The 13,902-nt window shown below is 70.2% G+C and carries 9 protein-coding genes; 5 read left to right on the top strand and 4 right to left on the bottom strand.

Annotated features, from left to right (window positions below; all coding sequences use genetic code 11):
• Both ACGFIE_RS21895 and ACGFIE_RS21890 read right to left on the bottom strand, forming a co-directional pair.
• Window positions 1-729, bottom strand: a complete 729-nt coding sequence (locus ACGFIE_RS21895; protein WP_393297193.1) for a hypothetical protein — start codon at window positions 727-729, stop codon at window positions 1-3.
• 122 nt (window positions 730-851) lie between these two features.
• Entirely contained in the window at window positions 852-2,699 is a 1,848-nt protein-coding gene (locus ACGFIE_RS21890; RefSeq protein WP_393297191.1) for a thiamine pyrophosphate-requiring protein, read from the bottom strand.
• 120 nt (window positions 2,700-2,819) lie between these two features.
• Here ACGFIE_RS21890 and ACGFIE_RS21885 point away from each other — a divergent pair, with 120 nt between their 5' ends.
• Genes ACGFIE_RS21885 through ACGFIE_RS21875 form a run of 3 tightly spaced genes read left to right on the top strand, consistent with a single transcriptional unit; the run spans window position 2,820 to window position 6,875 of the window.
• Complete coding sequence (locus ACGFIE_RS21885) at window positions 2,820-3,632, top strand: TrmH family RNA methyltransferase (RefSeq protein WP_393297189.1); 813 nt, start codon at window positions 2,820-2,822, stop codon at window positions 3,630-3,632.
• Between the two features lie 28 nt (window positions 3,633-3,660).
• A complete protein-coding gene (argG, locus tag ACGFIE_RS21880; protein WP_393297187.1) occupies window positions 3,661-5,112 on the top strand; it encodes an argininosuccinate synthase in 1,452 nt (483 codons plus the stop codon).
• Between the two features lie 41 nt (window positions 5,113-5,153).
• Complete coding sequence (locus ACGFIE_RS21875) at window positions 5,154-6,875, top strand: PucR family transcriptional regulator (RefSeq protein WP_393297185.1); 1,722 nt, start codon at window positions 5,154-5,156, stop codon at window positions 6,873-6,875.
• A gap of 127 nt (window positions 6,876-7,002) precedes the next feature.
• Here ACGFIE_RS21875 and ACGFIE_RS21870 read toward each other — a convergent pair whose 3' ends face one another.
• Window positions 7,003-8,352 carry a hypothetical protein gene (locus ACGFIE_RS21870; protein WP_393297183.1) on the bottom strand — a complete coding sequence of 450 codons (1,350 nt, stop codon included), beginning with the start codon at window positions 8,350-8,352 and terminating at the stop codon, window positions 7,003-7,005.
• 48 nt (window positions 8,353-8,400) lie between these two features.
• On the opposite strand from ACGFIE_RS21870, the gene murD reads away from it, so the two are divergent.
• On the top strand, window positions 8,401-9,750 hold the full coding sequence (murD, locus tag ACGFIE_RS21865) for a UDP-N-acetylmuramoyl-L-alanine--D-glutamate ligase (RefSeq protein WP_393297181.1): 1,350 nt from the start codon (window positions 8,401-8,403) through the stop codon (window positions 9,748-9,750).
• Between the two features lie 377 nt (window positions 9,751-10,127).
• Window positions 10,128-11,429: a hypothetical protein gene (locus tag ACGFIE_RS21860; RefSeq protein ID WP_393297179.1), complete on the top strand. Its 1,302-nt coding sequence runs from the start codon at window positions 10,128-10,130 to the stop codon at window positions 11,427-11,429.
• A 104-nt stretch (window positions 11,430-11,533) separates the two neighbouring features.
• On the opposite strand, the gene ACGFIE_RS21855 is transcribed toward ACGFIE_RS21860, so the two are convergent.
• Window positions 11,534-13,864: a CHAT domain-containing protein gene (locus ACGFIE_RS21855; protein ID WP_393297177.1), complete on the bottom strand. Its 2,331-nt coding sequence runs from the start codon at window positions 13,862-13,864 to the stop codon at window positions 11,534-11,536.
• Between the last annotated feature and the right edge of the window lie 38 nt (window positions 13,865-13,902).

The raw sequence follows: 13,902 nt of genomic DNA, 5'->3' as shown, positions 1-13,902 counted from the left end.
CTACTTCTTGTTCTTCAACTGGTCGAAGTCGACAACCTGGCCCTCCGGCGGCGCCTTCACGTCGTCGAAGGTCGCGCCGAACTCGCTGAACGTGATCTGACCGGGTGAGTCCTGGTTGCCTTCCATCCGCATCGGGTACGGCTCGCCGGTGGTGGCGATGTAGAGCGTGCCGCTCTTGTCGCCGTCGACGAGGCCGATGGTCTTGACGCCGTCGATCTCCTTGCCCTCGCCCTTGGTCATGGTGCCGTCCGGCTTGAGCAGTGCGTCGATGTTGGCGACGTCGAACAGCTGGGAGAAGTCGTCCTTGGCGGACACCTTGGCCCACTTGTCGCCCATCAGCTTCACGATCTCGTCCGACGCCTGGGCGCCGACGTTCTTGGCCCAGAACTTCTCGTCCGGCCGGATGTACTGCTGCCCGGCGACGGAGAGTAGCTCCACGGTGCCCTCGTTCGTGGACACCTGGCCACCCAGGTCGCTGCCGGTCACCTTGAAGTCGAGCTTCATCTTCTGGCCGTCGTTGTCGACGTCGCCCACCAGGTGGTACGACTTGGCGTTCTGCACGGCCGTCGTGGCGCGCTGCAGGGCCTCGTTCGGCGCGAGCGCGGCGACACCGTTGTCGGCGGGTGCCGTCGACTCCGGCTTCCCGTCGTCACCGCCACCCCCGCAGCCGCTCAGCAGGGCCGCCACCACAAACGCGGCCACACTTGCTCTGACTGTCGTCGATCTCATCGTCAGCTCCCTTGTGCCACCCCCCGTGGGTGAGCGGACAGGCAGGTACCCGCGATTGATCTCGAGCAATCCTTCGATCTGCCGGCACCGCAGGCGCCGGGTTCCTCTCGCGACCGTCGCGGTCAGCCCTTGCGGCGGCGGGGGCGGTAGCTGGCGATCGTCGCGGGCAGGCCACGGCGGATGATGCCGGCCCAGTCGGTGTCGCCGCGGAGCACCGCCGCCGCGGTCTTGCGGGCCTGCTCCACGGTGAAGTGCGGCGGCAGCATCAGCTCGGCCGGGTCGACAAGCGCGTTGATGACGACCGGCCGGTCGGCGGCCAGCGCCCGCTCCCAGACGCCGGGCACCTGCTCGGGCGCGTCGACCAGCTCCCCGTGCAGCCCGAGCACCTCGGCCCACCGGTGGTAGCCGATGTCCGGCAGTTGCTGGCTGTCCGGGAACATCGGCGTGCCCTCGCTGGAGCGCTGTTCCCAGCTGACGAACGCGAGGTCCCTGTTGTTGAGCACCAGCACCACGAACCGCGGGTCGGCCCAGCCGCGCCAGTACTTCGCCACGGTTATCAGCTCGTTGACGCCGTTCATCTGCATGGCTCCGTCGCCGATCATCGCGATCAGCGGCCGGTCCGGGTGGGCGAACTTGGCGCTCAGCGCGTACGGCATGGCGCCGCCCATCGACAGCAGCGTCCCGGACAGGCTGGCCAGCATTCCGGGTCGGACCTGCACGTGGCGGGCGTACCAGGCGGTCGCGGTGCCGCAGTCCACGGCGAGCATCGCGTCGTCGGGGAGCCGGTCGCTGAGCGTGGTGAACAGCAGTTGCGGGTTCACCGGGTCGGCTTTCTGCGCGGCCAGGTCGCGCTGGGCGCGTCGCCACGCCGAGGTGGCCTCGGCGATCTCCGCCCGCCAGGCGGTCGGGCCCGGGCCGGGGCCCAGCTCGTCCAGCAACGCCCGGAGGGTGGGACGGGCGTCGCCGGTCAGGTTCACCTCGGTCGGATAGCGCAGTCCGAGCTGCGTGCCGTCCAGGTCGATCTGCACCGCGCGGGCCTGCCCGGGTGGCGGGTAGAACTCCGAGTACGGCATGTTGCTGCCCACGATCAGCAGCCGGTCGCAGCCGCTCATCAGCTGCCAGCTCGGCCGGGTGCCGAGCAACCCGATCGCGCCTGTCACCCACGGCTCGCGGTGGTCGACGACTGTGAAGCCGAGCAGCGCGGTGGAGACCCCGGCGCCGAGCCGGTGGGCGATCTCGCGGACCTCGTCCTCGGCGCCGAGCGCGCCCTGCCCGACAAGCATGGCCACCTTCTCGCCGCCGCGCAGCACCTCGGCGGCGCGGCGCAGGTCGGCCTGCGGCGGCACGGTAGGCGTGCTGCTCGGCACGTTGCTGGTGTGGTAGTAGCCGTGCGCGTGCGGCGGGTCGGGGATGGCCGGCTCGTCCTGCAGGTCCGACGGGAGGATCAGGGCGGTGACGGTACGCCGGGACAGCGCCGTGCGGCACGCCCGGTCGACGAGGTGACGCACCTGCGCCGGATGGTCGAGCTGGGCCAGGAATGCCGAGGCCACGTCCTTGTAGAGGGCGAGGAGGTCCACCTCCTGGTAGTAGCCGCCACCCTCGGCGGTGACAGCGGTGTGCCCGACCAGGGCGACCACCGGCTGGTGGTCGAGTTTGGCGTCGTACAGGCCGTTGAGCAGGTGGATGGCACCGGGACCGCTGGTCACCAGCGCGCAGCCCAGCGGCCCGCCGCCGTACTTGACGTGCGCGGAGGCGGCGAAGCCGGCGGTCTCCTCGTGCCGTACCTGGACGAACTGGGCGCGCTCGTTGGTGCGTTGCAGAGCCGAGGTGATGCCGTTGATGCCGTCGCCGGGATAGCCGAAGTAGCGGCGCACGCCCCAGCTCGCCAGGCGGGAGACGATGTGGTCCGCAACGGTCGGACGTCGGGGCAGGGTGCCCTCTTCGCCCGGTGCCGTGTGGTCTGCGCTCACCTGGCTGGTCCTTCCCGTCGGGTCCGGTACTCCACCGGTCGTTCCCCTTCTCGACCGGACAAAACGCCCCGCGGGGCGGGCGTCCGGGGCGGTGGTCGGCCGTCGGGGCAGAATCGTCGGGTGCCCGTCCACCAGATCACCGACCCCGACGACGACCGGATCGCCGACTACCGCGCGCTCACCGACGTCGAGCTGCGCACCCGCTGGGAACCCCCGCACGGCCTGTTCATCGCCGAGGGCGAGCTGGTGCTGCGCCGAGCGCTGCGCGCCGGCTACCCGGCCCGGTCGTACCTGGTCGACGCCAAGCGCGTCGACCAGCTCGCCGACCTGGACACCGGCGACGCGCCCGTCTACGCCGCCACCCAGGACGTGCTGCAGCGGGCCACCGGTTTCCACGTACACCGGGGGGTGCTGGCGTCGTTCCACCGCCGTTCGCTGCCGACGGCGGCCGAGGTGCTCGCCGCCGCGCGCCGGGTGGTGATCCTGGAGGACGTCAACAACCACACGAACCTCGGCGCGATCTTCCGGGGCGCCGCCGCGCTGGGCGTCGACGCCGTGCTGCTGTCGCCGTCCTGCGCCGATCCGCTATACCGGCGCAGCGTCCGGGTCAGCATGGGCGAGGTCTTCGCGATGCCGTACGCCAAGCTCGAACGCTGGCCCGCCGGCCTCGACGAGGTGCGGGACGCGGGCTTCACGGTGCTCGCCATGACGCCGGCGCCGGACGCCGTACCCATTCAGCGGTTGACCCCGGCGCAGCGCGCGCGGGCGGCGTTGCTGCTCGGTGCCGAGGGCCCCGGCCTCACCGCCGCGGCGCAGGCGGCCAGCGACGTGCGGGTTGTCGTCCCGATGCGGCGTGGCGTGGACTCGTTGAACGTCGCCGCGGCGGCGGCGGTGGCGTTCTGGGAACTGGGTCGCGACGATCCGCTTGCATGACCATGCGTCTTGTTGAATAATCTTCCCCGTGTCCAAGGTTCTCACCTCCCTGCCCATCGGCGAACGTGTCGGCATCGCCTTCTCCGGCGGCCTCGACACCTCTGTCGCAGTCGCGTGGATGCGCGACAAGGGCGCCGTCCCCTGCGCCTACACCGCCGACATCGGCCAGTACGACGAGCCCGACATCGGCTCGGTGCCCGGCCGTGCGCTCAGCTACGGCGCCGAGGTCGCCCGGCTTGTCGACTGCCGCGCCGCCCTGGTCGAAGAGGGCCTGGCGGCGCTGACCTGCGGCGCCTTCCACATCCGCTCGGGCGGGCGGGCGTACTTCAACACCACCCCGCTGGGCCGGGCGGTGACCGGGACCCTGCTGGTGCGGGCGATGATCTCCGACGACGTCCAGATCTGGGGCGACGGCTCGACCTTCAAGGGCAACGACATCGAGCGGTTCTACCGCTACGGCCTGCTGGCCAACCCGATGCTGCGCATCTACAAGCCGTGGCTCGACACCGACTTCGTCACCGAACTGGGTGGCCGCAAGGAGATGTCGGAGTGGCTGCTGGAGCGCGGCCTGCCGTACCGGGACAGCACCGAGAAGGCATACTCCACCGACGCCAACATCTGGGGCGCGACGCACGAGGCGAAGACGCTGGAGCACCTCGACACCGGCATCGAGACGGTCAGCCCGATCATGGGCGTCCGTTTCTGGGACCCGTCGGTGGAGATCCCGACCGAGGACGTCACCATCGGCTTCGACCAGGGCCGCCCGGTGACGATCAACGGCAAGGAGTTCGGCAGCCCCGTCGACCTGGTGCTGGAGGCCAACGCCATCGGCGGCCGGCACGGCCTGGGCATGTCCGACCAGATCGAGAACCGGATCATCGAGGCCAAGAGCCGGGGCATCTACGAGGCCCCCGGCATGGCGCTGCTGCACGCCGCGTACGAGCGGCTCGTCAACGCCATCCACAACGAGGACACCCTGGCCAACTACCACAGCGAGGGCCGCCGCCTCGGCCGCCTGATGTACGAGGGCCGCTGGCTCGACCCGCAGGCGCTGATGCTGCGCGAGTCGTTGCAGCGCTGGGTCGGCACGGCCGTCACCGGCGAGGTGACGCTGCGGCTGCGCCGGGGCGAGGACTACTCGATCCTGGACACGACCGGCCCGGCGTTCAGCTACCACCCGGACAAGCTGTCGATGGAGCGCACCGAGGACTCGGCGTTCGGCCCGTCCGACCGGATCGGCCAGCTCACCATGCGCAACCTGGACATCGCCGACTCGCGGGCGAAGCTGGAGCAGTACGCGTCCCTCGGAATCGTCGGCGGCGCGGCGCCCCAGCGGATGATCGGCGCCGCGCAGGCAGCCTCGACCGGGTTGATCGGCGCGATGCCCGAGGGCGGCGCGGAGGCCATCGCCTCCCGGGGCGTCGCCTCCGCCGCCGACGAGGCCCTCGACCGCGCCGCCATGGAGTTCGGCGTCGACTGATCGGCCCCGGCACGTCGAGGTCCGGGGTCACGGACGGTAGCGTGTCGGCCGTGTTCCCTACCGTCCGTGAGGTCCTCGCCCTGGACCCCGTCCGCCACGGCACTCCGCGCGTGGTGGCCGGGGACGCCGGGCTGGACCGACCGGTCCGCTGGGTGCACGTCGCCGAGGTGCCCGACATCGCCACCCTGCTGGGCGGTGGCGAGCTGGTACTCACCACGGGCATCGGGCTGCCGGCCGACGACGCGGGACTGCGCGCCTTCATCGGCGACCTCGCCGACGTCGGCGTCTCCGGGCTCGTCGTCGAGCTGGGTCGCCGCTACGTCAGCGGCGTACCCCGGGTGATGATCGCCGCCGCCGAGCGACGCGGCCTGCCCCTGGTCGAGCTGCGCCGGGGCACCCCGTTCGTACGGATCACCGAGGCGGTGCACGCGCTGATCGTCGACGCGCAGCTCACCGAGCTACGGGCCGCCGAGGAGATCCACCAGCGGTTCACCGACCTCTCCGTCGAGGGCGCCGACGCGTCCGAGGTGATCCGGCAGGCCGCCGAGTTGTCCGGGTGCCCCGTCGTGCTGGAGAACCTGTCCCGGCAGGTCCTCGGGTACGACCCGGCGGGGGAGAGCGCCGAGCTGCTGCTGGACGGCTGGGAACAGCACTCGCGGCGGATCCGGCCGGCCGGGCGTACCGCGTACGACCCGGACAGCGGCTGGCTGGTGACTGTCGTCGGCGCCCGGGGGCAGGACTGGGGGCGACTGCTGCTGCGCTGGCCGGCCAGCGGGGATGCGTCGAGCGCCCGGGCCGGCGAGCCGACAGTCGACCCGCCGACCCGGCTCACCATCCTCATCGAGCGGGCCGCGTCGACCCTCGCGCTGGGCCGGTTGATCCGCCGCGACGCCGAAGGGCTGGAACGGCAGCTCCACCGCACCCTGCTCACCGCGCTCCTCGACCACTCCCGACCCGTCGACGAGGTGGCGCTGCGGGCCAAGGCGCTCGGAGTGGCACTGGACCGGCGGCACCTCGTCGGCGTGATGGTTCGCCAGCGGGCCGACGACCCGGGCGGGGAGGCCGGCCCGGAGGCCGGCCAGGCCCGGCTGCGGGACCTGTCCGAGGCCGTCGGCCAGGCACTGCGGGAGGCGAAGCTGACCGCGCTCACCAGCGCGGTCGACGACAACTCGGTGGGCGCACTGCTGGCGCTGACCGACCCGGCCGCCGAGGACCGCGCGCTGTCCGCGTTCGCCAGCGCTCTTCGTCGGGTACGCCTCGACGCCGGCACCGGCCGTGCGGCAGCCGGCGACGGCTCCCGGGGCGGTGTCCCGGGCGCGGTGATCGTGGCCGCCGGGTCCGGGGTGAGCAGTCTGCGCGAGGCGCGGCGGTCGCTCGTCGAGGCGCGGCAGGTCGCCGAGGCGGCCCGGCGGGACCGGCGGGACCTGCCGATCTTCCGGCTGCCGCACGTGGGCCTCGCGGGGCTGCTGCACCTGCTGCGCGACGAGCCCCGGCTGCAGACCTTCGTGGAGCGCGAACTCGGCCCACTGTTGCAGTACGACGCCCAGCACCCCCGGGAGCGGCTCCTCGACACCCTCCGCGCGTACCTGGAGCAGGGGCGCAACAAGTCCGCCGGCGCCGCGGCCGCCCACCTGTCCCGCCCGGCCTTCTACGAGCGACTGGCCCGCATCGCCCGCATCCTCGACGTGGACCTCGACTCGGTAGAGGCAAGCCTCTCCCTGCACGTGGCCCTGCTGGCCCTGGAAGCGGTCCGAACCCCCTGACGGGCCTGCCTGCCCCACCAACCCACGGTTGGTTGATCATGAAGTTATTGTCATGACACGCCGACGCGAGTGGTAATAACTTCATGATCAACGGGGCGAGGGCGGGGCCGGGCGGGGCGGGGTTAGGTTAGGACAGGGCGGTTAGGGCTTTCGCGTAGGTTTCGGGGATGTGATTGGGGCCGCCGGGGGTGAAGACGTCCGAATGGGCGACTGCGGACCAGGCCGTTTCCGGTACGGCTTCGACCAGTGCCTTGATCACCGGGGCGTCGCGCCACTGGTCCTGTTCGGCGAGGAGGCCGAGAGCCACCACCGACTCCTCGACCTCGCCCACGCACTCGAACGGCTTGTGCCCGTCCACTCCCAGCAGCTCCCGGTAGCCGGGGATCTGCTCCGGGTCGGCCAGCAGGTCGCCGCCGAAGATGTGGGTGACCCGCTCGCGGGGCATGAACGGCGCCATCGCGAGGAAGACGAACCGGCACTTCGGGCAGTCCCGGCACCAGCGCTCGGACGCGTCGCGCAGTTTGAACGCCTGGTTGCAGCTCGTCACCACGTCGTCGTACCTGGTGAACTCGGCGAACAGCCGGGCGATGTGCAGCTCGGACAACGACCGCAGCAGCGAGAAGTACGGTTCGGTCAGGCCGGCGTGCTCGGCCAACGCCCCCCGCAGCAGGCCCTCGGCCTCGACGCCCTTGGACCACTGGTGGTTGATCTCGTGGCCGTTCCAGACCAGGTTCGGGTCGGACGCGGAGCGCTCGTTGGACATCACCACCGGGCCCAGCCCGTGCAGCACCGCCGTCGCGACCGCGATCAGCGAGTTGATGGCGGTGACGGGAATGTGCCCGTTCAGCGCGCCCGCCGCGTTCAGGTCGAACAGCACCGGGTCGATGCGCCGCCGGGCCGAGAGGGGGGTGAGCCCGGACGCCTCGTTGACCGAGACGATGACGTGGTTCGGGTTGACCGAGAACGGCACCGGGTCCAGCTCGGCGCGGCGCAGCGCCTCCAGGCTGACGATCGAGTCCTTGCCGCCGCCGACCGCGGAGAGGGGGCGACGGTCGGAGTCGTCGTACACGCGCGGTGGCTCCGGTGCACCGCCGGGCACATCTGGGCGCAACTCGAGCACGTGCGGCAACTGGTTGCGGTACGCGTACTCCGCGAGGCCCTTGGTGTAGACGGCCGTGACGTAGTCGACGGTGGCCGCGCCCAGCGGCGCCGGCAGTACGAGCCGGGGCGGCGCGGCGGTCTTGTAGTAACTGACCCCGGCGACGAGGTGCAGCACCTCCAGCACCCGGCCGAGGGTCGCCACCGTCTCGTCCGACGGCGGCTCGGCCGGCAGCGGGAGGGTGATCACCTCGGTGAACCGTTGCTCACCGGCCGGACCGGTCAGGGCGTAGTCGAACAACACCTCGCCGGTGGCGAAGTCGATCGAGTAGGACGGGAAGGTGAAGGCGTCCATCCGCCGCAGTTGTCCGTTAGGCACAGGTCATACTAGTCCGAGCCTGTCCGCTTGCGAGCAAGGAGATCCTAGGTGCACCTGGCTGACCTGCGCGGACGCTCTGTGGCCGTCTGGGGTACCGGCCGTGAGGGCGTGGCCGCCGTCACCGCGGTCGCCGCGCACGGCCCGACCAGCCTGGTCGCCGTGGACGACCGGACGAACTTCCTGTCGCTGCCGTGGGAAGGGCCGATCGCCCAGGCTGCGCCGCTGGTGACCGGCGAAGACGGGCTGGCTCGGCTGGTTGCGGCGGATGTGGTGATCCGCTCCCCGGGGGTGCCGCAGACGCACCCCTGGATGGTCGAACTCCGCAAACGCGGAGTTCCGGTCACGCAGGGCACCGCGCTCTGGATGGCCGACCACGCGGCCCGCACCGTCGGGATCACCGGTAGCAAGGGCAAGAGCACCACGTCGAGTCTCACCAGTCACCTGCTGAACGCGGTCGAGCGGCCGAACCTGTTCGGCGGCAACATCGGCGTACCGACCCTGGAGTTGCCCGAAGCGGACCTCTATGTGCTGGAACTGTCGAGTTACCAGTGCAGCGACCTCACCGACTCGCCGCATGTCGCGGTGGTCACCGCGCTCTTCCCCGAACACCTGGACGCGCATGGCGGTGAGCGGGAGTACTACCGGGACAAGCTCAACCTGATCGCACACGATCCGGCGACCGTGGTGGTCAACGGCACCGATCCGCGACTCCTCGCGGAGTTGGGCGACCGACCGGTGGTGCGGGCAGGTCTGCCCGACACCACCCACGTCGACGTCGGGCCGGACGGGATGCCCTGGTTCTACCTCGGGGACCATCCTCTCTTCCCGCGCGCGGTGCTGCCGCTGGTCGGCCGGCACAACGAGAGCAACCTGTGCGTGGCGCTGGCCGTACTCGACGCGCTCGGCGTCGACGTGGTCGCCCACAGGGACACCCTGGCCGTGGCGGTTGCCGAGTTTCAGGGGCTGGCGCACCGGCTCACCGAGATCGCCGACCCGTCCGGCCTCACGTTCGTAGACGACACCCTGGCCACCAGCCCGTACGCGGCGATGCACGCGATCGACGCGTACGACGGGCGGCCGTTGACTGTGATCCTGGGCGGCAACGATCGGGGCGTGGACTACGGCCCGCTGCGTGACCATCTGGCCGAGCGGGACCTCACTGTCATCGGCATTCCGGACAGTGGCCCGCGGATCATCGAGACGCTTACCGGGCTGCCGAGAGTGCGTTGCGAGATCGTCGAGGACCTTACTGCCGCGGTCCGGCAGGCTCGTAAGCTCACGCCGGCCAACGGTGTCGTCCTGTTGTCGCCTGCCGCGCCCAGCTACGGCCGGTACCGCAACTACGAGCATCGCTCGGAGGCGTTCCTGGAGGCGATCGAGGAGACGGCGGCGCGCTGACCGCCTCTGCCCTCGCCACCCCTTCGATGGCGGCAAGGGGTGCGTTACCAGCATCGCTTTGCTTCAACAATCGGGGGGCGGCATTTCCCGTTAACGGATATCCGACACCGGGACGGCATGCCCCTGCCCGGGGGTTCCTGGAGCTTGAAAAACTAATCACCGGTCGGCCGTAATGCTCGTATTCATCGACCTGAACGGGTGATGCGGCCACTCGCGACCCAAATCTAGTCTCTCTCCCAAAGCGCGTCGAACAGCTCATTCTTGATCATTGCCACCCGATCGGAAGAGGAGCCGTCCCGCTCATGTGGACCCCCGATGAATTGGAAGCGATCTGCCTCGCCCTGCGCGCGCAATCCGAGCGCAGAAATGACCCCGACGTGGACCGCCGCGTTGCCGACGAGGCGCTCATCGAGGAGATGGAGAGGGAGGTCGCGGAGTACCGCGAGTGGTACGCCAAGCACCGCTCGAATGAGTCGATCGAGAACTCGATCGAGCCGCCGGACGATTTGCGTGAACACCTGTGGCTGTTCGGCTGGATGATCTACGAAGCGAGCTGGCAGATACTGCGGCGGGCCCGACGTGTCGACCGTGGCACCGAGATCAATGTTCCGGCGGCTCAGCTCATCCGGCAGTTGACTGTCATTGCGGAAGGCCTGCCGTGGCCGAACTTCGCGCCACGCGCTCTCGGAGCGTTCCGCGCCGATGCGCTGGTCCAGTCGAAACGGGACACTACGCAGGGTTACAACGAAGCGTTCCTGTTGCACAAACAGGTACGCCAGCGTCACGAGCACTATGTCGACAGCCACGGCCAGGCACCCGGTCGCGAACGGGAGTTGACCGGCCTGAAGGAGGTGTTCCTCCAACTGGTGCTCGCCGAGACCGGCACCGCGTGCCGTGCGGCGGAGCGGGTCATCGGCCGCTGGGTCAACGAGAGCGACAAAGAGGAGCACGAGCGGCAGTGGAGCGCCGACGACGAGGAGCACTGGGTCGAACTCCTCTACCAGCAGCTGTCTCTCGGCGTCGTGATCGGGGAGGAGTCGCTCGACCGGGCCGCCGAGATCGAGCGCGCCTACGGCCTCGTCAAGCGAGTGAGTCGGCACCGGCTCGCACTCCGTACGGCCTTCCGGAACCCGGGCATCATGACTGCCCGGGCGGCCCTGCACGTGCTGCCGTTGACATACGAGATGGAGGCACTCGGGTTGAGCCCCGGATCCGAGTACGAGGGCTGGGCCGAGATGCGCGAGGCGACGGTGCGGCGCTTCGTCAAGGCGTACGAGGCGATCGAGCGGCCGGTCCTCGACGAGGACGGCAAGGCTGTCCCACTGATCATCGACCACCGACGCTCGGTCGCTCAGCTCAGGCTCAACGCCGCGCTTGTACTACCCGGCCTCGACCTTCCCTCTACCCTGGGCTTCGCGGAGTGCCTGGAACGCAACCCGCTCGACGACACTGCGGTCGAGGAACTGTCCGCCTGGCTGGCTGAGAAGGACGCCGAGGGGGAGATCCGGGGGAATGCGAACCTGATCGGCAGCGCGACGATGCCGGCGTTCCTGCGGGGCGTCACCGCCTGCCAGGCGGCAAGGGACGCGACCGGTTATCGAGAGTGGCGACTGCGGTGGACCATCCTCGACCGTTACGTCGACGGGGACGATGACGGGAGCCGGCCGAGCGGCTCTTGAGCAACAAGCGACCCGGCTTGCCGGGTCGAGCGGGGGAGTGTCTGGGGACCCTCGGGTGGGTGGTGGCGGCGGAGCGTGTCGCTGCCACCACCCCCGCCCGCCGCTCAGCGCGTGTAGGCGGCGAACAGGATCCAGGAGCTGTCCGGCCAGCGACCTCTGATCCACTCCAGTTGGGCCTCGCGGAGGGCGATCTCGAGCCGGACACCGTCCATACTCCTGCGCACGATGTCGGCGGCGGTCTCGCCGGCGGAGAAGTCACCAACTCCGTCGATACAGGCAACCACCTGCTCGCCACCGCCGGCGAGGACCGCCATGACGAAGTTCAGTGGCTCGGCATGCTCGATGTTCACCAGCCGGCCGACGTGGCACGACGCGATGAGCAGGGACTGCGGCCAGCGCAGCGTGAGAGCCCTGCCGGCGCTGATCGGCGCACCGGGCAGCACGAGCGTCTGGCCGAGTCCGGAGCCCTGGCCGTGCGAGGCGATGTGGGCGTATCGCCACTGCCCGGTCTCGTCCGACAGCGCGGCGGCCAGGGTGCCGGGCAGGTCGACGGGTCGGGCGCCCTGCTCCAGCGCGCATTCACTGAGCAGCGCGTGCCCGTCGTTGTGGGAGGCGATGCCCCATGTCGCGGACTCGAGTCCGATGTCGAGCTCGTCATCACCCGCACGGGACGTCGGCACCAGATGGATCAGGGCAGGCCCGCTGGCACCGCCGGTCGCGGGGCCGGACAGGCAGGTGAGCACCGGCGTCTGCGTGATGACGGCCCGCTCCACGAGGCGGGTGTGCCCATCGAGCCCGAGCGCCGCCCAGGGCATCAGGCTGAGCGCCGAGTGTGCCGAGATCACGAGCGTGATGGGATCGTCGGAGAGCGCCAGGACGTCACGGAGCCGTCGCGGGATGAGTTCGTCGCCAAGTGCCTGCCAGTCGACGCCACCGGCCAGGACTCGGGCCAGGTCGACCGTCGCCGGTCGGATCGCCGCGACGAACGCCGAGAGTGCCTCGCCCACGGTGAGCTGACAGAAGGAGATCGCACCGGTGGGCTCGATGAGCGTCCGGAACCACGAGGTCTCCCCGGTGACCGTGTCGGGGAGACCGACGTAGTCGAGGGCGTAGCGGTCACCCACCAAGTCGATCACCCGGGCGATGGTGGCCGGAGCGGGCATGACAGCGTCGGCGAGGAGTGGCGAGACTGCCTCCTCGATGCGCAACCGAAGGTCGTGGAGGTCCTTCTCCCCGCCGGCGGTGGGCCCGCCGAGCTGCTCGGTCTCGGCCTTCACCACCGTCTCGAGCAGGCTGCGCAGGCGTCGACCTTTCCGCCACGTCCGCCACTGGCCGTCGACCGCAGACCGGTCGGCCCGCAATCTGCCCGCGAAGCCGGACTGCTTCGCCGAGAGTGCCACCCGTAGGCCGAGTTCGGCAGCCTGGCGCCCAGGCACGCCGGAGGCGGCGCGAGCGATGTCGCCGTAGACCCGACGAATCGCGGCCGAGAGCGGGCTGGCGGAACGGGCGATCACCCGCCACCGGCCGCGGATCCCCTCGATGATGTGGAGGGCGTGGTCCAGGTGGTCGACCACACGATTGACCGCTGGCAACGAGGCGGCACCGGCCTCGATGAGCAGGTCCGCCTGCGCCATCGACAGCAACAGGTCTTCGAGGTCGTACCGGGCGGCCTTTCTCCCGGTCCGGTGCAGATACCGTTGAGCCTTGGCCAGCAGGTCGGCTGCCTCGTCGCGGTCGCCGACCGCCCAGCGGGCCAGGGCGAGTGCGTAGTCGACGCGGTGGCGGCTGACGAATTGGCTGGTCGCGACCGCCTTCCAGAACCCGTTCCGTAAAGCGTCTTCGAGTACGGGGCGGACTTCTGCCACCTGCTCACTGAGCAGGTGGCAGGCGGCCAACTCGTAATGGAAGTGAGCGCGGAAGATGTCGGCGCCGTTGCCGACGAACTCATTGTCGGGCAGGTCGTTCAGCGAAATCGCAGCCTCGTAGCTGCCGCGAATCCGCAGATCACGGGCCGCCCGGTAGCGAACGGTCCGTCCCCGGTACAGGTCCTGGTCGATCTCCGCGCCGGCCAGTGTTTCGCTTGCCGCTTCGAGCATGGCGAGCGCCTGCGTGTGGAACGCGGTGACGTCGACGTCGACTGGTGCGGTGAGGTCGACCTTGAGGAGGTCGCAGAGCTGGGCGATGACGCCGGCGCAATCCAACGAGTCCACCACGATGGACCGCGAGTTCGATTCCTGCGCCGCGTTGCGGCCGGTGTCGCTGTACATCTTCAGGGCTTCGGAGAAGAGCTCGCCCTCGTGCCGGAAAACGTGCTCGTTCCTTACGCCCTCCCGGACGATGTCGACAGCCGCCTCCGCGTCGCGCGCGAGCATCATCAGATCATCACGGTCGAGCACCCGTTTGACAGCAGGGGGAAGGGCGCCTTCGTTCGGCATCGGCCGAGTATTGGGCGGCACCGGATACGACGTCAATC

This window comes from Micromonospora sp. NPDC049275, assembly GCF_043197115.1.
In the GTDB taxonomy this organism is placed as follows: Bacteria; Actinomycetota; Actinomycetes; order Mycobacteriales; family Micromonosporaceae; genus Micromonospora.
This window is presented reverse-complemented; position numbering and strand designations above follow the sequence as displayed.

What these genes read in the sequence shown, in the direction of transcription:
- ACGFIE_RS21895 (WP_393297193.1), bottom strand. Translation starts at nt 729, where the DNA reads ATGAGATCGACGACAGTCAGAGCAAGTGTGGCCGCGTTTGTGGTGGCG.
- ACGFIE_RS21855 (WP_393297177.1), bottom strand. Translation starts at nt 13,864, where the DNA reads ATGCCGAACGAAGGCGCCCTTCCCCCTGCTGTCAAACGGGTGCTCGAC.